We start from the raw sequence: 21227 nt of genomic DNA on the forward strand, positions 1-21227 counted from the left end.
TGCTATATATGAATAGAGGTAGGGATGTTATGAGTAAGTTTACAGTGGCTTCTAATGGTGCATTAGAAACAACATTAAGAGGAGCAGAAGTATTATCAACACCACTTTTAAATAAAGGGGTAGCTTTCACACAAGAGGAAAGAGAAGAGTTAGGTTTAAAAGGGTTACTACCGCCAGCGGTTTTAACGTTAGAAGAACAAGCACGCCGAGCATATGAACAATTTAGTTCTCAGCCGGATGATTTATTAAAGAATGTATACTTAACAGCGTTACATGATCGAAATGAAGTGTTATTTTATCGTATTTTAACAGAGCATTTACGTGAAATGTTACCGATTGTATATACACCAACTGTAGGTGTAGCAATTCAAAGATATAGTCATGAATACCGTAAACCACGTGGCATTTATTTATCAATTAACGATCCATCAGGTATTGAAGATGCATTTGCAAATATCGGTGCAACAGCTGAAAACATTGATTTAGTCGTTGTAACGGATGGAGAAGGTATATTAGGAATTGGTGATTGGGGTGTTGGTGGAATTAACATCGCAATCGGGAAATTGGCTGTATATACGGCCGCAGTTGGAATCGATCCTAGCCGTGTATTACCGGTAATTTTAGATGTAGGTACAAATCGTGAGGAATTATTAAACAATCCATTTTATATTGGAAATCGTCACCCTCGTATAACAGGTGAAGCTTACGATGAATTTATTGATACGTTTGTTCAAGCGGTAAATAAACAATTCCCGAAAGCACTTCTACATTGGGAAGACTTCAGTTCTCGTAATGCACGAAAAATTTTAGATAAATATCGTCATGACGTTTGTACGTTTAATGATGATATTCAAGGTACAGGGGCAGTTTCACTTGCTGCTGTATTATCGGCAGTAAAAGCTTCTGGTGTACCGTTAAGTGAACACCGTGTAGTTGTGTTTGGTGCTGGTACGGCTGGAATCGGTATCGCAGATCAAGTAAGAGATGCAATGGTTCGTGTCGGCTTATCAGACGAAGAATCACATAATCGTTTCTGGTGTATTGACCGTAATGGGTTGGTTACAGATAATATGGAAGATCTTCTTGATTTCCAAATTCCATATGCAAGAAAAGAAGCTGAAGTAAGTGATTGGAAACAAAATGATGCTATCGGACTTACTGAAGTTGTGAAACATGTAAAACCGACAATTTTAATTGGTACATCTACTGTTGCGGGCGCATTTAAAGAGGAAATTATTAAAGAAATGGCTTCTCATGTAGAAAGACCAATCATTTTACCAATGTCGAATCCAACGCCACTTGCTGAAGCGAAACCAGCAGATTTAATCGAGTGGACAGAAGGAAAAGCATTAGTTGCAACAGGAAGTCCGTTTGAACCGGTTACATATAACGGTGTAACGTATGTAATTGGACAGTCAAATAACGCACTTATTTTCCCAGGACTAGGTCTTGGTACAATTGTTGTTCGTGCAAGCGTCATGACGGATGGAATGTTCGCAGCAGCAGCAGAAGCAGTTGCAAGTATGGTAGATACAAGTCAGCCAGGAGCGCCTATTTTGCCAGAAGTTGAAGAGTTACGTAATATCTCTGAACTGGTTGCGATTGAAGTAGCGAAAGTCGCAGTTGCAGAAGGTGTTGCTAGAGAGAACTTAAGTGATGACGATATTAAGATTGCAGTAAAAGAAGCAATATGGGAACCGGAGTATCGCCAAATAAAAGCGGTAGAAAAGGTTAGAATATAGAAATAAAGCCCGTTTATAATTATAAGCGGGCTTTCACTTTTACAATTGAAAAAAAGCATAGGAAGTGGCACCTTTGAATTGGAATCAATTATGGAAGAAAGATATGTATCTTTTAATTATATTAATGGTTGTTGTTCCGATTGCTGGAGAGCTGAATTTTCATCCTTTTAATGATATGTTTCGTGTTAGTTTCGGGACACCGCTTTTCTTCTTTTTATTACTATTTTTAAGAAGAGTGCCAGCAGCAGCTGCAGGTATTCTTGTAGGTATATCTGTAGTCTTATTTCGTGTATGTCTTGACTGGGTATTGCAAGGTTCATTCCATATGACAGAATCATTTTATTTGCGTTATCCTGTTTTCTTTTATTATTTTATTTATGGAAGTCTTTTTTCGCTTTGTAGGGTGAATAAGTTTCATCAGAAGCCAATTGTGATAGGATGTCTTGGAATTACAATTGAAATTATCGCAAGTATGTCTGAACTTGCGTTTTATCATATGTTAGTGCTGGGGACAACGATAACAGTTTCTGAAGTGAATAAACTAATTATTATTGCTATTTTTCGTAGTTTCTTTGCGCTTGGTTTTTTAAATATGATGAACTTGTATGAAACAAAATTAAAAGAATCACAAGTGCGAAAAGAAAATGAAAAAATGTTGCTGCATCTTTCTAACTTATATGTGGAATCTGTTCATTTGAAAAAAACGTTACAAAATGCGGAGTTAATTACACAAACAGCGTATCAATTATATCGGAATTTACAAGCGAACGATGATTCGAGTAGTAAAACAGCATTGAAAATAGCGGGAGAAGTACATGAAATAAAAAAGGATAATCAAAGAATTTTTGCAGGGTTATCTAAACTGTTATTAGATAAAAATGTGGCTGAGTATGTAGAAGGACATGAGCTTGCGGAAATGATTGTGAGAATAAATGAGAAGTACGCTGAAATGTTGGGAAAAGATATACGTTTTTCTAAACGTATAGAAGGTGAGCATGCAGAATATCATGTGTACACGGTCTTATCAATTTTTAATAATTTAGTTGCAAATGCAGTTGAAGCAATTGCGGATAATGGCGTTATTATTATTAAGTTATATAAACTTGATAACCATATATTCTTTGAAGTAATTGATGATGGGCCTGGTATTGCACAAAAATATAAGAAATTAGTATTTAAGCCTGGATTTACTTCAAAGTATGATCAAACGGGAACACCATCAACAGGAATTGGACTTTCTTACATAAACGAAATGGTAACAGAGCTCGGAGGAGAAGTGAGATTAGAAGACCGAGAAACTGGCGGAGGGTGTAAGTTTGTCGTTTGTTTACCGGAGTGCAGTTTAAAGCGGGAAGGAGAATGAAGTTGTTTTATTATATCGTAGATGATGATGAAGTTTTCCGCTCTATGCTTTCACAAATTATTGAAGATGGTGATCTTGGGGAAGTAATTGGAGAATCGGAAGACGGAGCTTTTATTGAAGCCGACCAACTAAATTTTAAAAAAGTAGATATTTTATTTATTGATTTATTAATGCCAATGCGAGACGGGATTGAAACAGTTCGCCATATTGCGTCCTCTTTTTCAGGGAAAATCATCATGATTTCTCAAGTTGAATCGAAACAGCTTATTGGTGAGGCGTATACACTTGGTGTTGAATATTATATTACTAAACCATTAAATAAAATTGAGGTTATATCTGTTGTACGTAAAGTAATGGAACGTATTCGTTTAGAGCGCTCTATACATGATATTCAAAAATCATTGAATAACGTTTTTAAGTGGGAACAGCCGCAAGTTCGAAATGAGCCAATGCAAGAAGGAAAAAGAATAGCAGATTCAGGGCGCTATTTATTATCAGAACTCGGTATTGCGGGAGAGAATGGAAGTAAAGATTTACTTAGTATGTTGGAATATTTATATGGACAAGAAAAAGAGCAAACGTTTGAATTTGGATTTCCTGCGCTAAAAGATATCTTTCACCATATAACTATAAGAAAATTAGAGAATATAGCTTCAGATGCAGATATAGATAAGGAGAGAAAAGCATCTGAACAAAGGGTACGTAGAGCGATTTATCAATCGTTAAATCACTTAGCTTCCCTTGGATTAACAGACTTTTCAAATCCGAAATTTGAAAGCTATGCTCCGAAATTTTTTGATTTCACTGTAGTTAGAAAACGAATGACAGAAATGACAAAGGATGAAGTAGCAACTTCTGGCCATATACGAATTAATACGAAGAAATTTATTCAAGTGTTGTATTTTGAGGCGAAAAGGTTGATGGAGATAGAGTGAAAAAAGGTGCTTATATACAAGCATCTTTTTTTATTAAATCTACATTTTATATTTTCTCTTGGAGCATGTAAAATGTTAGTTAAGAGAAACTGGTTTTAAAGTAAGGAAGTGTCAAAACAATGGGTTTTACATTAAATAAATCGATTATTAAAGAAGTATGCGGAGAAACCTCATATAAAAGAGGCGAAGCTTATTATAAATCAAATAAAGTAATAATAAATCATTATGATGAAAATAAAGAAATTTGCGAAGCGACGGTAAAAGGGAACGAAGATTTTCATGTTACAGTAGAAAAAGCTAAAAAAGGTGATGTTGTTGCGAAATGTAGTTGTCCTTCGTTAGCGTCTTTTCAAACATACTGTCAACATGTTGCGGCAGTATTGATACAAATAAATTATAACCAGCAAACCGGTGGAATGGTGCCTATTAGTAGCGGGAATATGAGTGGAAATGATCAATTAACAAGCGGGATGTTTCATTTATTTGCAGAAAAACCATTAAGACCAAAAAGTAAACAACACCGTTTTGATACACGTGAAATACTTCATGTTGAATTTATATGTACGCCAGTAGTTACGAAAAATGGTGGGGCACTGCTAGGTATTCAGTTTAAACTCGCCAAGATGTATTTTGTAAATCATATTAGAGAATTTCTTTCCAATGTGGAGAAAAGAGAGTCCTATAATTGTTCGAATGAATTTACATATACACCAGATGTACATAGCTTTAAGCAAGAAACGGATGCGATTATTCAGCAGCTCATTAAAATTTATCATAATGAAAAAATGTATGAGGATACACTGGAAGTACATGCAAAACAAGATGATAGTATGATTTTAATACCGCCAGCTTCATGGAAGGATATGCTTTCTTTACTTTCTAAAGTTGAGTTTGTGGGACTTAATCAAGATGGAAAATCTTTTCACGGTTTACAAATTTCAAAAGGGCTACTTCCTTTACATTTTGAGTTTAATAAAGGGAGTAACGGTGGGTTTACACTTTATATTGACGGCTTACAACAAGTAGAAGTAATGGATACGTATAGTTATGCTCTATTTGGAGGGAAACTGTATCAGTTGAATGCTGAGGATTGTAAGCGACTTATCGAATTACAAAAAATGATGAATCGTTCTAGTAGTAACCAATTGTATATTCCAGCAGATAAGATGGAGCACTTTGTAGCAAAAGTTGTACCAGGGTTAATGAAGCTAGGAACTGTGCGAATAGATGAGGTAGTATCAGATCGTGTTGAAACACCCGCATTAAAAGCAAAATTGTATTTAGATCGAGTGAAAAATCGTTTGTTAGCAGGTCTCGAATTTCATTATGGAAACGTCGTGATTAATCCGTTAGAAGAGGATGGGCAGCCATCTGTTTTTAATCGTGATGAGAAAAAGGAAAAAGAGATTTTAGACATTATGAGTGAAAGTGCCTTTGCGAAAACGGAAGGCGGTTATTTTATGCATAATGAAGAAACTGAGTATAACTTTTTATATCATGCTGTTCCAACGTTAAAAGGTTTAGTTGATATTTATGCGACGTCAGCCATCAAATTACGAATTCATAAGGGAGACACAGCTCCTCTTATAAGAGTTAGAAGGAAAGAGAGAATTGATTGGTTATCATTTCGCTTTGATATAAAAGGTATTCCAGAGGCAGAAATTAAAGGGGTATTAGTGGCACTTGAAGAGAAACGAAAATATTATCGTTTAGCAAGTGGTGCTCTACTATCACTTGAGAGTAAAGAGTTTAATGATATTAATCAGTTTATAAAAGAATCTAGTATTCGAAAAGGATTTTTAAAGGGCGAAGAAATAGATGTCCCTCTTATTCGTAGTGTGAAATGGATGAATTCACTGCAAGAAGGAAACGTATTAAGTTTAGATGAGTCTGTTCAAGAATTGGTAGAGAACATTCAAAACCCTAAAAAGCTGAAGTTTGCGGTGCCAAGTGGCTTAGATGCGATAATGAGAGAGTATCAAACATACGGATTCCAGTGGATGAAAACACTTGCCTATTATCGTTTTGGCGGCATTTTAGCTGATGATATGGGACTGGGGAAAACGTTGCAAAGTATTGCTTTTATAGACTCTGTTTTGCCGGAAATTCGAGAGAAGAAACTGCCTATATTAGTTGTTTCTCCGTCGTCCCTCGTTTACAACTGGCTTAGTGAGTTGAAAAAATTCGCTCCACATATTAGAGCAGTTATTGCCGCTGGAAATCAAGCAGAGCGCCGAAAAATTTTAAAAGATATAACGAAATTTGATGTTGTCATTACGTCATATCCTCTACTGAGAAGAGATATAAGGTTATATGAGCAGCCATTTCATACGCTATTTCTTGATGAAGCACAAGCGTTTAAAAATCATACGACGCAAACTGCAAGAGCGGTAAAAACAGTGCAGGCGGAGTACCGTTTTGGATTAACAGGAACACCTGTAGAAAATTCATTAGAAGAGCTATGGTCTATCTTCCACGTCGTCTTCCCAGAATTATTACCGGGAAGAAAAGAGTTCGGTGATTTAAGACGTGAAGATATTGCGAAGCGGGTAAAACCTTTCGTGTTAAGAAGGTTAAAGGGTGATGTATTACACGAACTCCCAGAAAAAATTGAGCACTTGCAATCATCAGAACTTTTACCAGATCAAAAGAGGCTTTACGCAGCTTATTTAGCAAAGTTAAGAGAAGAAACGTTAAAACATTTGGATAAAGATACGTTACGTAAAAATAAAATTCGGGTTTTAGCTGGTTTAACGAGACTACGGCAAATTTGTTGTCATCCTGCTTTGTTTGTTGATGACTATAAAGGTAGTTCAGCTAAATTTGATCAGCTGCTAGAAATTTTGGAGGAATGCAGAAGTACAGGGAAGAGAATTCTTATCTTTTCCCAATTTACGAAGATGCTTTCGATAATCGGACGTGAATTAAATCGTCAAGCAGTTCCATACTTTTATTTAGACGGGAGTACACCAGCGCAAGAACGTGTAGAGCTATGCAATCGGTTTAACGAAGGAGAAGGGGATCTATTTCTTATTTCGTTAAAAGCTGGTGGCACAGGACTAAATTTAACAGGTGCAGATACAGTTATATTGTACGACTTGTGGTGGAATCCAGCTGTTGAACAACAAGCTGCGGATAGAGCGTATCGAATGGGACAAAAAAATACAGTGCAAGTGATTAAGTTAGTAGCACATGGAACAATTGAAGAAAAAATGCACGAGTTACAAGAGAGTAAGAAAAATTTAATCGCTGAAATTATCGAGCCGGGAGAAGAGAAGTTATCTTCTATTACGGAGGAAGAAATCCGCGATATTCTTATGATTTAATATGCAAAAAGCTATGCTTTCATAGAGATGAAAGCATAGCTTTTTTGTTGTAATAATTATATTTTGTTTTGTACAAAGTAAAGAGATAAAGTGAAACTTTAAATAGTGGGAGTTGTTCGTCTCCCACTATTTATTTTATTTCTTTGTACCTTTACTTTTGTAAGGTTTTGCAGCTTTCTTTTTCGCACTTGATTGCCAACGGTTCCATCCTTTACTTCCTGTACCTTGTCCTACACCTTTTTTCGGTTTTGCTTTCGTTTTACTCATATGATCACTCCGTTATATAAAAAATCTGATTTGATAATAGCCAATGTTTTAGAAAAATACTATCGATAAATGACTATGCTTGCTTTAAATAAAAACAAACTGCTTGAATGCTATAGTATATCATGAAATTGCGAGTAAACTGAAAGGAATTATAAAGAAAATGAAAATAATAAGAAATACTGCGGATTCTATATTTCGAACAATCACACTAGTTGTTGTATATATGTTAGTTTCAATTAGTGAAATGTTTTTTGGATTGAAGAGACAAAGGAAATAAAAATGTTATATTAAGAACAATCGGTAAAGGCATAAAATAAAGAATTGAAAATTTTTTTGAAACTTTTTGTTGACTTTATCTATTTTTTGTATAGAATAATCATTAATAAAATGTTTCAGAGATGTGACAATAAAACGACTATGAAAGGACGAGTAGTAGTAGGATGTAGTTTAAGCGAGTCAGGGACGGTGTGAGCCTGATACGAAGCCTATTATGAAGAACCTCCTGGAGTCGCTAACCGAAATCCTTTATAGGAAAGTAGACTTAGCCGGGAACTTCGCCGTTACAAGAAGAACAGTATCGAGATTTTTTAATCTCCGTATTGTATAAGTGAGCAACCTCTGTTGCTAATTTGGGTGGTACCGCGGAACCAAAGTCTTTCGTCCCAGTTTTTTGGGAAAGAAGGGCTTTTTTTGTTGGCTTCTTTTCACAACATCCAAACATTTTAGGAGGAAACCACCATGTATCAATCATTAATGACAGTAAGAGAGACTCAAATCGCAATTAAGGAAGTTAAAACATTTTTCGAGGATCAATTAGCAAAACGACTTGAACTATTCCGCGTATCTGCACCATTATTCGTAACGAAAAAATCAGGATTAAACGATCACCTAAACGGTGTAGAACGTCCAATTGAATTTGATATGTTACATTCAGGAGAAGAATTAGAAATTGTACATTCACTAGCGAAGTGGAAAAGATTCGCATTACATGAATACGGATATGAAGCTGGTGAAGGTTTATATACAAACATGAACGCGATTCGTCGTGATGAAGAACTTGATGCAACGCATTCCATTTATGTTGACCAATGGGATTGGGAAAAAATCGTTCAAAAAGAATGGCGTACTATCGATTACTTACAAAAAACAGCACAAACAATTTATGGAATATTCAAAGAATTGGAAAATCACTTATTTGAAAAGTATCCGTTCCTTGGAAAGTATTTACCAGAAGAAATTGTTTTCATTACTTCTCAAGAACTGGAAGATAAATATCCAGAATTAACACCGAAAGATCGTGAACATGCAATTGCGAAAGAACACGGTGCAGTCTTTATTATTGGAATTGGTGATGCACTCCGTTCAGGTGAAAAGCACGATGGACGCGCGTCCGATTATGATGATTGGAAATTAAACGGTGACATTTTATTCTGGCACCCAGTACTACAAGCTTCGTTCGAATTATCATCAATGGGAATTCGTGTTGATAGTAAAGCACTTGATGAGCAATTAACGAAAACTGGTGAAGACTTCAAACGTGAGTATGATTTCCATAAAGGTATTTTAGAAGACGTACTACCATTAACAATTGGTGGTGGTATCGGCCAATCAAGAATGTGTATGTACTTCTTACGTAAAGCACATATCGGTGAAGTTCAATCTTCTGTATGGCCTGATGATTTACGTGAAGCTTGTAAGAAAGAAAACATTCATTTGTTTTAATATAAGTGAGAGGGAGAATGGCTCGAAAATAGAGTTACTCTCCCTTTTTTATTGTGTAAACTGGTGGTTTACAGTGAGTGTTACTAATAGTTTCTTTCTTTTTTATCTCCTTTTATGTAATAATTTGTTAAAGGAGGGGACGTTATGAACTTAGGAGCACAGCTAAAAAACTACGAGAGTCAAAGGGTTTTTCGCAAGAGGATGTTGCAAAGAAAATCGGTGTAACTAGGCAAGCGGTGTATAAAGTGAAACTTTAATCAGTGGAGCGATTTATCCCACTGATTATTAGTTGAACCAATCGGGCTTTTATAGGCAGTTAATCCCATCTGGCTTCCTTGATGTATTTAAAAGCTACGATGGGATTTAGTGCCTGTTAAAGCGGGATAAGTGGGAAAATGATAAAAGTTACCCTGACATTGATAATTTAATTTTATTGAGCGAAATGTACAACGTTACGCTCGATGAATTAATAAAAGGGAATCAAAGCTTTAAAGAGAAAATACATATTGATGAAGAAGATGAGGATTTTGAGAAAGAGAATGAGTTTGGTTTTTATATTGGATTTGGTTTGCTAATTATGAGTGCTTTCATTGATTACGAAGGAATTCAAGAGATTTTATTAGGGGCTGCGCTATTCATGATGGTCTTTTATTCCGACGTGAAGAAAGTTATTTTGAATGAATTTCGCTCATTATTTAAAGGGAAAGATATATATGATAAGAAGTGAGAAGAGTCCGTTATATTTCCTAGGAAAAGGTATTGTGAATATTTCTATTGCTTTATAACGATTTTTAGATATAGGTAATATGTTAAAAAGCTGTTTGTATAGAGTCTTGAAATCTATGTGTAAAATGATAATAAAGTTATTTAATTTTAAAAGCTCAAACGAGTATAGCCCCGTTCTAAAGTTAGGACGGGGTTGAAAATCTAAGTTTTATTGAATAAGAATTTTTTTCAAATATTTTTACTTCAGTAATGTATATTTCAGTAAAGGCCTTTTATAAAACGTCACTTACTTATTTGTTACTGAGTTGTTCCGCCAAACCGATTAGAATTCCTTCGGTTCCACGAATGTAGCAGAGTCGATACGAGTTCTCATACTGAACTACTTCTCCAACGAGCTGAGCACCATGCTTAGTAAGTCTGGATACCATTTCGTCAATGTCCTCGACGGTGAACATGACGCGCAGATAACCGAGGGCGTTTACAGGAGCTGTCCGGTGATCTGCTATAGTAGGTGGGGTGAGAAATCGCGAAAGTTCAATTCGGCTGTGACCATCTGGCGTAACCATCATAGCAATCTCTACGCACTGAGAACCGAGTCCAGTTACGCGACCAGCCCATTCACCTTCGACAGTAGCTCGCCCTTCGAGTTTTAATCCAATCTCCTTGAAGAAAGAGATTGCGTTATCAAGAGATTCTACAACGATGCTGACATTGTCCATTCTTAGTAATCTGTTGTTTGCCATAGTCTTTATCTCCTTATGTGTAAAAATTTATCCCGCTATTTGCGGGCAATAAGACTCCCACCTCAAAATTCGGCGAATGCGAGGAAGTTAGGTGGGAGATAACTGCCCGATTGTTGAATAGAATGACTTGCTTCCGTTTTTTAACAATTTTATTGTTCTTCAAACGACTTTATTTTAAACTAAATAACCTTTTTCTCACTTTCCACTATGCAAACAGCTTTCTATTTATATAGGAAGGAAATAGATTCATATAATTTGTTGTAAGTTTTACTGGTGGAAATTAAATCATTTGCACTAAAGGTTCAATTTTCGCCATAAATGATTGATGAAGTGCTTCAACACCCGTTACTAAATGAAGACGGTCAATAACGACAGATACTTTAATTTCTGATGTACTTACCATTTTAATATGAATATCTTCTTCTTTTAAAGTAGTGAACATATTCGCAGCAACTCCTGGGTTAGATACCATACCAGATCCTACAATTGATACTTTTGCTAAATGATTTTCATGTTCTACAGATTCGTAGTGAAGTGCTTCTTGATTTTGTTCCAATACTTCTAATGTTTCTCTTAAATCATTAGAATGGATTGAGAAGGAGAGGTGAACAGTTCCTTCATTTGTAATACTTTGAATAATAATATCTACATTAATATGTGCTGCTGCTAATGTAGAGAAAACTGTTGAAAGTGCACCTTGTTCTAATCCTTTAATTGTGACGCGTGTAATATTATCCTCAAATGCAATACCTTTAACGATTGATTGTTGTTCCATGTTACATTCTCCCCTTACAATTGTTCCGTTTTCTTGTTCCATACTTGAGCGAACTTCTAAAATTACATTATGATTTTTAGCAAATTCAACAGCGCGTGGGTGTAATACGCCAGCACCGAGGTTGGCAAGCTCTAACATTTCGTCATAAGAAATTTCATCTAATTTATAAGCATCTTGTACAACTCGTGGATCAGTCGTATATACGCCGGTCACATCCGTATAAATATCACATTTTTTTGCTTTTAGTGCAGCAGCTAATGCGACAGCAGTCGTATCGGAGCCACCGCGACCAAGTGTGGTAATTTCATTTTCTTCACTTATTCCTTGGAAACCAGCTACTATAACAATCGTGCCTTCAGTAAGGTGAGACTGAATACGAGTAGTGTTAATGTCAGTAATCCGTGCACTACTATGTACAGATTCTGTCGTAATACCAGCTTGCCATCCTGTTAATGAAATTGCGTTATAACCTTTTGTTTGTAGTGCCATTGTTAATAATGAAATGGTTACTTGTTCTCCTGTAGATAGGAGCATATCCATTTCACGTTTACTTGGATTTTCAGTAATAGCGTTAGCAAGTGCTACAAGTTTATCCGTACTTTTTCCCATTGCTGAAACGACAGAGACAATACTATGTCCTCGTTCATATTCTTCAATAATTAAATTTGCTACATGTTGAATGCGTTCGACGCTTCCGACAGAAGTACCGCCAAATTTTTGTACAATCGTTTCCATTACGAATTCCTTCTTTCGTCCATTTTTAAGAATAGGTTAGGACATATACAAATCCCAATATTCCTGTAGTTACCAGAGAGAAAAACAAAAAACACCATCTCAAATAAGTGAGGATGGTGCTGTTACAGGAAAAGGGAAACAGAAAACGGAGCTAATAAAAAAACCGCCAAAAAAGGAATATCATAAAAATGATATCTCTTTTTTGTAGATAGCTCTTCATACGTACACGTCTGTACATATGACAGTTCTGTTTCTATTCGAAAACAGCCCCAATTGATAAATGCAGAGAAATTTATCAATTTCGGCAACACTTCCTTTCCTCTAAAATCATAGACATCTCTGTGTCTCCTTTAGAATACTTATAAGCGTTGCAACCTCTATCTCACGTTTTAGGCGAGAGTGTATGATTTATGAAGTTGTTGGTAACATTTGTTTTATAATAATTTAAATTTTTCAGGGAATCAAGTGTTTTTTGTATTTTTTTGAAATTCTATCTTTTTATTAAATTAGTTTGTGAAAAATGTAGCAAAATCGATTCATTGCATGTACATTGAAAATATAGCGCATGGGAGGTGGAAGGATGGGGAAGAAAAAGCCTATTTATGTAGCCACAGAAATGAACACAACAATGGAGAAACTATGGGCATATACACAAGAGCCTGATATACATACAGAGTGGGATGCTCGTTTTACTGAGATTTCGTATTTAGAAAAAAAAGAGGGAGAACCACAGAAGTTTTTATATAAAACAAAGATCGGATTTGGACTTGAAATAGCCGGAGAAGGGGAATCGATAGGTGAAATAAGAAAAGAAACTGGAGAACGCATTTCCTCTTTAAAATTTTGGACAGACAATCAATTATCACTTATACAAATAGGGCGTGGTTATTGGAAGTATACACCGAATGAAGAACATATTCATTTTGAAACGCAATATGATTATGATACGAGATTTGGTCGTATAGGAAATGTGATAGATTTATATGTTTTTCGTCCACTATTAGGTTGGGCGACAGCATGGAGTTTTGATGCTTTAAAATTATGGTTAGAAAAGGGACTTCATCCTAAGTTGCTAATTAGAAGAACGATGACGTATTGGCTAGTTTGCTTTTTATTTGCTTTTGTATGGTTATATCAAGGGATTGTACCGAAATTGATGTTTACTCATTCAGAAGAAGTAAAGATGCTTTCTGTACTAATCGGATCGAATGAAAATAGTATTTTTATGCTTAAAATAGTTGGATTTCTAGAAATAATATTGGGTGTGATATGGCTATTGCCACTTCCAAAACGAAAATTATTTATAGGGCATATTATTATGTTAATCGCCTTAACAATTGCGGCAGGAATTACGAATATCACAAGTTTTACGCAACCGTTTAATCCGATTACATTAAATTTTCTTCTAATAGGGTTATCGATTGTCGGTTATATAAATAGCACTAATTTGCCAAGCGCAAAAAATTGCAAGAGGACGAGAAAGGGATAAGTATATGGTTAATATTTATGAAAGATTATTAGGGGATTCTTATAAAAGGCTTCATCCAAAATTGCAGGAACGATATGCGATAACAAAGGAAAATAGCTTTATTGGGGAAGGGGAAATGGATGAAATTTATGGAGGATCTTTTTTCGTTAAATTAATATTAAAAAGTACATCGAAGTTTCGAATGTTTTTCTCTGAGCGAGGGCAAAAAGTTCCGTTTGTGATACATAATACCGCTGAGCGAGATGAACATGGAAATGAGTTTGTACGGTGGAATCGTACTTTTTATTTTCATAATAAGAAAAGATATTTTAACGCTGTTATGCAGTTGGATGAAGAGAATAATGAAATTGTAGATTATTTTGGTGAGCCACATTTACTCGTTTCTACATTGAATTTTTATATTGATGAAAAAGGCGGGATGCATATTTCTTCAAAGAAACAATGGTTTTTTATGTTTGGAAGAAAAATACCGTTACCTAGATTTTTATACGGAGAGGCAAAAATTGTAGAAAGTTATGATGAAACACTACAATGTTTTCGAATTCATGTACAAGTACGAAATCCGTTAATTGGTTCATTATTTTCATATAAGGGAACATTTGTGGAAAGGGAATAAACGATATGAAAAATATACTATTTGGGCTTGCTTGCTATATTATTTTTCTAATATGTGAGTGGTCAAATGTAAACCCAGTTGAAGCAATTATTTTATTATCTATTTTGTTATTTATACCGATGTCTTTTTGTATTATTGATAAGAAAAAAGAAATGGATCGTATGTATTATTTTATAAATTTGTATCGTTTTTATATCCAATCGCAGCAATCAGTGCAATGCTAGCTTTCGTAACAAATCACTATTTCTTTGCGCTACTTTGGTTTGCATATACAGGAATCGTTGCGTTATTTGGTGTAAGTAGATTGTTAGAAAGAGGATGGAAACCGATAGAAGAGACGGCTATCGATAGTGCGTTTATTTATTTGTTTTTAGGTGGTTTTTGGTTTTTTGCTTCAGTAGCAAAGGTTTCAATTATGCACTTTAGTTCTGACATTGTTTTACTTACAGCGGCACACTTTCATTACTCGGCATTTCTATTGCCGTTATCAGCTGGTTTACTTGGAAGGAAAAGAGAAAAGAGAAGTAAAGTGTATGATGCTATTATGTTTATCATAGTCATTTCACCTATGACAGTTGCGATAGGAATTACATACTCAAGGATACTTGAATTTTTTGCAGTGTTCATATATTTATGTGCGATTTATGGATATGGAGTTTACGTGTGGAGAACGAAATTCAATGCTATAAGTGCAAAGATTCTCCTTACTCTTTCATCCAGTACACTTATGGTAACAATAATGTTTTCACTCATATATTCATACGGAAATTTCAAACAAGTAATGGCGATTACAATTGCACAAATGGTCTGGATTCACGGTGTTGTAAATGGAATTGGAGTAGCGTTACCAGCATTTTTTGGCTGGATGATTGAAAAGAGTACTCCGAATTATAAATATTACGGGAAACCAATGAGCAGGTTAAGAGGAAATGCGACAGTTGGTGAAGTATTTTTACATAACAGAAATTTAATAGATAGCAAGGAATACAAAGGTTTAGTTGATAAAATGAATGATTTTCATAGTGAGGCAGTTGACATGGCGAAGATTCCTTTAAGTATTATTCGTTTTTATGAAAATACAAAAGAGTATGAGTTACAATCGCATATTAAATGGACTCGTTGGTTCCGTCCGGTTGCATTTTGTTATGAGAAAATGAGTAAGCGTGTAGGACAAATACATTTAGGAATGGGCGGCAAGTGGGAAACGATGCATGGCTCTATCATTGGGATAATAGATGAGAAGGATGGAAGAGAGAATGTAAGGGCTTGGCTAAGAAAAAATGAAGCAGGGGAGACAATTTTTGTAGCTCTTTATTCAAAGCATACATACAAGAAAGATACATATATGAATATCGCATTACCTTTACCATATTCGAATATGACAGGTATTTTGAAGTTATGCAATGATGATAATGCTTTAATCATTACAAGTAAGTTAAGAGAGAATGACAGGGGGGATGAGGGGATTTATTTATATACTCGTTTCTTTACAATACGTTTACCATTAGCAGAGACATTTATCATTAAAGAGAGCGCGGACCAAATGTTAACAGCTCACCATAGAATGTGGATATTCGGAGTCAAGTTTTTAGAAATTGATTATGAGATTAAGAAAATAGAGGAGAAGTAAGAGAAGCTTGGAGAGATTCCAAGCTTTTTATGTATGGGTAATTGTCATAGCAACTTGTTTATCCAAGTCTTGGTCCCAAACACGCTGAATTTCAAACGTACCTTTTTCAAAAAATAATGGGAATCTCTCTTTAAACCAATCTTGCATAGGAAGATTGAGTGCTGTATCAATTGGCACCCATAATAATTCGCCTTCAGGAGGATTCAAAAGGAGTTCACCTTCAAATGAATCTGTCCAATAGTTAAATACCATATATCGAACATTTTCCTTAGGATTTACATATTCGTCTAACCCCTTGAAAATTAAATTAGAAACGTGGAGTCCGGTCTCCTCTTTCGATTCTCGTATAGCAGCTTGTAATATGCTTTCTGGGAAATCTACTTTTCCACCAGGAGCTATGTAGCCAGGAAAACCTCGATGGTCGGGGCGTTTTATAAGTAAAGCGTCATTATTTCGCTGGATCATACACATTGTATAGATGCGGTGCTCGATATTATGAGAATTTTGAGGCATAATAATGTATTCTCCTTTATCTTTTTTTGATAATTTTACCATAACATAATAGTTTCTTATATAATTAAAAATAGAATATTATTAATTTTCGGTTATTCATTATAAAGTCTATAATCATTTGAAAAGAGGAGAGAGATATGCAAGGAGAAATACCAACAGAGAAAAATTCAGGTTATGTCGGTAAAGTGTTATTGCCAGTTAAAGTGTCACCGCACTTTAAGTTTTTATGGATTGGGCAATTACTTTCGACTTTAGGTAGTTCGATAACGATGGTTATTCTGCCAGTCGTTGTGTATTCATTAACTGGTTCAACAGTTGTAATGGGAATGACTATGGCAATATACATGCTTCCTAATATTCTTGCGTTACCGTTTGCTGGATTAGTCGTGGATCGAATTGACCGGGTGAAATTGATGTTATTTACAGATATAATTCGCTGTATATTAATGCTCTTATTTGCAACACTTATATTTATGGACATTTTAACAATTCCACTTTTATATGTACTTGTTGCATTATATGGACTTATGGAAGGGATATTTCAGCCGGCATATTCAGCTGTAAGAGCGAAAGTATTTGTACCGGAAATTCGAAATGCAGCTAACGCATTAACGCAAATGAGTAATCAGGGTATACGATTAATTGGACCGGCTCTTGGAGGGTTGATAGTATCAGTTACATCTGCAGGGATAGGCTTCGGACTAGATGCAGCAACGTATTTGTTGTCATTTTTATGTTTATTATTTTTAAAAGAAATAAAGTTTAATAAAATACAGAAATTTGAAAGAAATAAAGTCAATTACAAACAAGATTTTCTGGAAGGGATTCTTGTTCTAAAAAGCCATCCGTGGTTGTGGATTACTATTCTAGTCTTTTCTTTCGTTAATATTTGTTATGCAGGCATTATCGTTGTATTAATTCCATGGTTGTTTAATGTTCATCATCATTTTGAAGCTTACGTATATGGATTGGGTATGGCTGCTTCTGGTGCTGGAGCTGTAATTGCAGCGCTAATTTTTGGTGTGAGGCAGCAGTGGCATAAGAGAGGATTACTTGCGTATGGCGGTGTTTTAATAAGTGGAATGGCACTATTAATTATGCCTCTCGTTTCTTGGGCACCTGTCTTAATTGGATTAATGGCAATTGAAGGATTCGGTATTATGATATTTGGGCTCATTTGGGAAACAAGTTTACAAGAGCTTGTACCAGAAGAAGCATTTGGAAGAGTGGCAAGCCTTGATATGTTAGGTTCATTTGCTTTATTGCCATTAGGATATGTGGTTGTAGGCTGGTTAGCTACTGTAATAGGTGGAAAGATAACAATTATAATGCTAGCTATTTTAGTACTCATAACAATTGGAATGGCATTGTCTGTACCAAGTATTCGGCGGTTCGATTGATTATGTAGGCAAAAAGGGGGGGATGGTATATGACTATAGAAAATCTACATGATTTAGTAGTACATGAATTGGGATGTAAATACGTTTTGGGAGAAAAGGTATTTGAAGCAAGGAATTTCACGGTGTATATTGCTACTCCTATAGAAAATAAAATGACATATAATCGATTCATCTTAATTAAGCATTTGTCTAATGAAGAGCCTTCCGTACATGTTTGGGACAAAAAAATATGTGTAGACGCTACAAAAATACATATTGCAAAAGAAGTGACAGAAGCAATTCAATCGGGTTTTGTAAATAAAGAGTAAGCCCTAATCAAATTAGGACTTACTCTTCATTAAACACAAATGTTTGCTTCATTTTTTTACTCTCATGTACTGGATGACCGTTGTAAGAGAAATTCTTTTCTTCCCAAGTAATGACAACTTTAAAATTATGGCTATTAAAGTCTAATGGGAATACCATGTAGTCAAAGCTTGTATGACTTTTTGAAACGTTGTTATTAGATGAAGTAGGATTAAAGGTAGCTTTAGATGTAGGTGTGTTATCAAGTATTTCCACCGATACATTTGCAACATCATTACCAATATTTTTTAAGAGTAAACTATACGTATCATATACACCTTGTTTTGGCTGCACGGCTTGCTTGTTTGAGTTATGAGATTTGTCAATTTCGATATACCACTGTTTAGACTTTGACGCAATTGGTAGTGATTGAAATGTGTATGCACTAGCTTGTATTGGTAGTGCTAAGCAGATTAGTGCAAAGAGAGAAAATATTTTTCGTTTCATCTTTAGAGAGCTCCCATTCTTTAAAGGATTTATTTGTTATTATCTTCTCTTTTTAAGATAATATACCATGTAGTTTAGGGGAGGGTATATTGAAAGAATTAGTAAGTATGGGAAGCAGCATGTTTCTACAACTGTTATTTTTGTATATATTTATTTCTGTTGTTTTATTGGAACTCAATCCATGGTATGCGGTAGTGGTTTATGTGGCTATTGCTATAATCAGTCTTCTGCTAGGAATATACTCGATTGCTTTCCCTATGAAGAGTAGCTTGAATACTATTTTTCTAACACTACCAGGTGGAATTATAATAACATTATTTTCAATATTAATTATTGGATTTACAGTGTTTGCTTACTTTTTACGAGAAGGAGATATTCCGCCTATAATTCGTTTGTAGTATAAGTGAATCGATAGAGCTCCTATCTTTTCGTTATTAATCTTCCCAAGTATGTCACACGCACATTAAAAAAAACAAGGAAACTGTGTAGAGATTTTTCGGCATAGTTTCCTTATTTTGTTTTTTTTGATTAATAATAAATGCTTGCTAAAGGATACGAAAAAGCATATCAGGGGGATTAATTTATTAATATAAAGTAGCGTCCAACTTATAAAAGATAGATATAGGTGGAGGGGTACGAGTATTAGTTAAAAGAGATATTAATATGAAAAAATTACCAATAAATATGTTAAAATAACATTGTCATATAACAAGGGGGATTCGTTTGATGGAAAAAGAGCATCTTGCTAAAGTAGATTTAACGAAAAGAATTGATTCGAAATCTAAGTACAATAAGAAACTTGAAAAATATCAAATGCGCTTATTGGCACTACAGCAAATATTAAAAGAAGAGAAAATAGCCGTTATGATGGTTATGGAAGGTTGGGATGCGGCAGGTAAAGGCGGAACAATTAAGCGAGTGACTGAACATCTTGATCCACGCGGATTCCAAGTAAATCCAATTGGAGCGCCTGCTCCTCATGAAAAACGGTATCATTATTTGCAACGTTTTTGGCGGAAACTTCCTCAGTACGGGCAAATTACTATATTCGACCGTTCATGGTATGGACGTGTATTAGTTGAACGTGTTGAAGGCTTTGCTACAAACGAAGAGTGGACGAGAGCGTATGATGAAATTAATGATTTCGAAAAACTATTAACAGATGATCATTACATAATAGGAAAGTTTTTCTATCATATTAGTAAAGATGAGCAGTTAAAGAGATTTACAGAAAGAGAGAACAACCCTCTTAAAAGGTGGAAAATTACAGATGAAGACTGGCGAAATCGTGAAAAATGGGATGAGTATGTCGAAGCAATAGAAGACATGTTTGAAAATACAAATAAGCCGAATGCAAAATGGCATATTATCGCGAGTAATGATAAATTATACGCCCGTTTGAAAACATTGAAAGTAATTATTTCATTAATTGAGGATTATCTCTTAGAGCATAATATAGAATTACCTTCTTATTATAATGAAATAAAAGAAGGAAAGAAAAAGAAAATTGAATCTGTGCAAGATGCAGGAGTCAAATAGTAAAAAGGTTTGTATAGGAAATATGAAGGGAAGCTGTCTTGTAATTTGGTTTTACCAAATTACAAGACAGCTTTTTAGTTGGAAGTATTTTATATATTTATATAAAGCGAGTGTACCAATTATTTTAGTTTGTGCTGTAGTAAGTTTGTTGTTTTAGGAAGGGGAAGCTTTAAGAAAGAGTAGTAGGGGAATAGGCTAAATATGAATCGCATTTTAATTATGGAACGTTAGCCGTCAAAAAAATTTATAGAGTTATTTTGGGAACTCCTCGGTAATGGGCAAAACGTAAACCGTGGAGTTCTTTATTTTGTGCTTATAGGCATATGTATCACTGTCATTAAGTATTTGCTTTCATTCATTATCCGTCAAGATCAAGTTTTCGAAGTTTAGAAAGATAAACTGAATAATATTAATAAGACGTATAATTGTTTTTTTACATGTCATGAATGGGCACGTATCAAGTTCAAATAACGGATGCATAATATTATTTTCATAGGATTTTAAATATATTTTTCAAAGGGGTGTTCTTTAAATGTTTATAAAACCTATAAATTTAGCGATTCGATTTTTTCTAGAATTATGTGCTCTTGCATCACTATGTTACTGGGGCTTTCAATTTTGGGAAAGTGTATATGTGAAATTTATTTTTGGCATTGGCTCACCACTACTTTTTGCGACAATATGGGGGATTTTCATTGCACCTAAAGCATCATTAAAACTGCCAGAACCATATAGGTTTATGTTGGAAATCATATTGTTTGGAGTTACCTCAGTTGCTCTATATGTTGTTGATCAAATAACCTTAGCTATTATTCTTGGAATGGTATTTATAATAAATCGCACTTTAATCATTATTTGGAAACAATAATTTTTTTGCTAAGTTTCTTCACGAAAGGAACTTAGCATTATTTAAG

17 protein-coding genes, 3 pseudogenes, 1 riboswitch and 1 other annotated feature are annotated in these 21227 nt (G+C 34.8%); of the genes and pseudogenes, 15 read left to right on the forward strand and 5 right to left on the reverse strand.

What is annotated here, in order from left to right; genetic code table 11:
* The first annotated feature begins 29 nt into the window (after positions 1-29).
* From malS to JFU54_RS24990, 4 genes are all read left to right on the forward strand, one after another.
* The gene (malS, locus tag JFU54_RS24975; protein ID WP_016092869.1) at positions 30-1742 is read left to right on the forward strand and encodes an oxaloacetate-decarboxylating malate dehydrogenase; all 1713 of its coding nucleotides are present in this window, start codon (positions 30-32) and stop codon (positions 1740-1742) included.
* A 64-nt stretch (positions 1743-1806) separates the two neighbouring features.
* A complete protein-coding gene (locus JFU54_RS24980; RefSeq protein ID WP_201066755.1) occupies positions 1807-3105 on the forward strand; it encodes an ATP-binding protein in 1299 nt (432 codons plus the stop codon).
* Positions 3106-3107: 2 nt separating this feature from the next.
* Positions 3108-4040 carry a response regulator gene (locus JFU54_RS24985; RefSeq protein WP_002141232.1) on the forward strand — a complete coding sequence of 311 codons (933 nt, stop codon included), beginning with the start codon at positions 3108-3110 and terminating at the stop codon, positions 4038-4040.
* 119 nt (positions 4041-4159) lie between these two features.
* A complete protein-coding gene (locus tag JFU54_RS24990) occupies positions 4160-7366 on the forward strand; it encodes a DEAD/DEAH box helicase (RefSeq protein WP_201066757.1) in 3207 nt (1068 codons plus the stop codon).
* 135 nt (positions 7367-7501) lie between these two features.
* Here JFU54_RS24990 and JFU54_RS24995 read toward each other — a convergent pair whose 3' ends face one another.
* On the reverse strand, positions 7502-7633 hold the full coding sequence (locus tag JFU54_RS24995; RefSeq protein ID WP_000047589.1) for a DUF3934 family protein: 132 nt from the start codon (positions 7631-7633) through the stop codon (positions 7502-7504).
* 408 nt (positions 7634-8041) lie between these two features.
* Positions 8042-8301: a binding site (T-box leader), on the forward strand.
* Between the two features lie 70 nt (positions 8302-8371).
* Between JFU54_RS24995 and asnA the strand changes: the two genes are divergently transcribed.
* The 3 genes and pseudogenes from asnA to JFU54_RS25010 form a co-directional block, all read left to right on the forward strand.
* Positions 8372-9355 (forward strand): aspartate--ammonia ligase, encoded by a 984-nt coding sequence (gene asnA / locus JFU54_RS25000; RefSeq protein WP_201066759.1) that lies wholly within the window; start codon positions 8372-8374, stop codon positions 9353-9355.
* A 200-nt stretch (positions 9356-9555) separates the two neighbouring features.
* Positions 9556-9612: pseudogene (locus JFU54_RS30415) on the forward strand (hypothetical protein); the annotation flags it as partial.
* Positions 9613-9740: 128 nt separating this feature from the next.
* Positions 9741-10082, forward strand: a pseudogene (locus JFU54_RS25010) (helix-turn-helix domain-containing protein); the annotation flags it as partial.
* Between the two features lie 289 nt (positions 10083-10371).
* Here JFU54_RS25010 and JFU54_RS25015 read toward each other — a convergent pair.
* Entirely contained in the window at positions 10372-10824 is a 453-nt protein-coding gene (locus JFU54_RS25015; protein WP_088039161.1) for a VOC family protein, read from the reverse strand.
* A 280-nt stretch (positions 10825-11104) separates the two neighbouring features.
* Positions 11105-12334 carry an aspartate kinase gene (locus JFU54_RS25020; RefSeq protein WP_002126737.1) on the reverse strand — a complete coding sequence of 410 codons (1230 nt, stop codon included), beginning with the start codon at positions 12332-12334 and terminating at the stop codon, positions 11105-11107.
* 201 nt (positions 12335-12535) lie between these two features.
* Positions 12536-12722, reverse strand: a riboswitch (Lysine riboswitch).
* Between the two features lie 192 nt (positions 12723-12914).
* On the opposite strand from JFU54_RS25020, the gene JFU54_RS25025 reads away from it, so the two are divergent.
* From JFU54_RS25025 to JFU54_RS25035, 3 genes and pseudogenes are all read left to right on the forward strand, one after another.
* The gene (locus JFU54_RS25025; protein WP_078184290.1) at positions 12915-13823 is read left to right on the forward strand and encodes a DoxX-like family protein; all 909 of its coding nucleotides are present in this window, start codon (positions 12915-12917) and stop codon (positions 13821-13823) included.
* A 4-nt stretch (positions 13824-13827) separates the two neighbouring features.
* Entirely contained in the window at positions 13828-14439 is a 612-nt protein-coding gene (locus tag JFU54_RS25030; protein ID WP_201066760.1) for a DUF4166 domain-containing protein, read from the forward strand.
* A gap of 5 nt (positions 14440-14444) precedes the next feature.
* Positions 14445-16069: pseudogene (locus JFU54_RS25035) on the forward strand (YndJ family protein).
* A gap of 27 nt (positions 16070-16096) precedes the next feature.
* On the opposite strand, the gene JFU54_RS25040 reads toward JFU54_RS25035, so the two are convergent.
* Entirely contained in the window at positions 16097-16582 is a 486-nt protein-coding gene (locus JFU54_RS25040; protein ID WP_012260721.1) for an 8-oxo-dGTP diphosphatase, read from the reverse strand.
* A 137-nt stretch (positions 16583-16719) separates the two neighbouring features.
* Here JFU54_RS25040 and JFU54_RS25045 point away from each other — a divergent pair, with 137 nt between their 5' ends.
* Both JFU54_RS25045 and JFU54_RS25050 read left to right on the forward strand, forming a co-directional pair.
* Positions 16720-17982: an MFS transporter gene (locus JFU54_RS25045; protein WP_201066763.1), complete on the forward strand. Its 1263-nt coding sequence runs from the start codon at positions 16720-16722 to the stop codon at positions 17980-17982.
* Positions 17983-18011: 29 nt separating this feature from the next.
* Positions 18012-18290, forward strand: coding sequence for a hypothetical protein (locus JFU54_RS25050; protein ID WP_002135550.1), 279 nt, complete (start codon positions 18012-18014; stop codon positions 18288-18290).
* Between the two features lie 19 nt (positions 18291-18309).
* On the opposite strand, the gene JFU54_RS25055 is transcribed toward JFU54_RS25050, so the two are convergent.
* Positions 18310-18774: a hypothetical protein gene (locus JFU54_RS25055; protein ID WP_002086342.1), complete on the reverse strand. Its 465-nt coding sequence runs from the start codon at positions 18772-18774 to the stop codon at positions 18310-18312.
* Positions 18775-18863: 89 nt separating this feature from the next.
* Here JFU54_RS25055 and JFU54_RS25060 point away from each other — a divergent pair, with 89 nt between their 5' ends.
* From JFU54_RS25060 to JFU54_RS25070, 3 genes are all read left to right on the forward strand, one after another.
* Positions 18864-19172 carry an alpha/beta hydrolase gene (locus JFU54_RS25060; RefSeq protein WP_088039168.1) on the forward strand — a complete coding sequence of 103 codons (309 nt, stop codon included), beginning with the start codon at positions 18864-18866 and terminating at the stop codon, positions 19170-19172.
* Positions 19173-19500: 328 nt separating this feature from the next.
* Positions 19501-20313 carry a polyphosphate kinase 2 family protein gene (locus tag JFU54_RS25065; protein WP_201066765.1) on the forward strand — a complete coding sequence of 271 codons (813 nt, stop codon included), beginning with the start codon at positions 19501-19503 and terminating at the stop codon, positions 20311-20313.
* A 532-nt stretch (positions 20314-20845) separates the two neighbouring features.
* Positions 20846-21181 carry a YrdB family protein gene (locus JFU54_RS25070; protein ID WP_002064764.1) on the forward strand — a complete coding sequence of 112 codons (336 nt, stop codon included), beginning with the start codon at positions 20846-20848 and terminating at the stop codon, positions 21179-21181.
* Positions 21182-21227 lie beyond the last annotated feature (46 nt).

The sequence above is a fragment of the Bacillus sp. TH19 genome (assembly GCF_016651075.1).
GTDB lineage: Bacteria > Bacillota > Bacilli > Bacillales > Bacillaceae_G > Bacillus_A > Bacillus_A mycoides.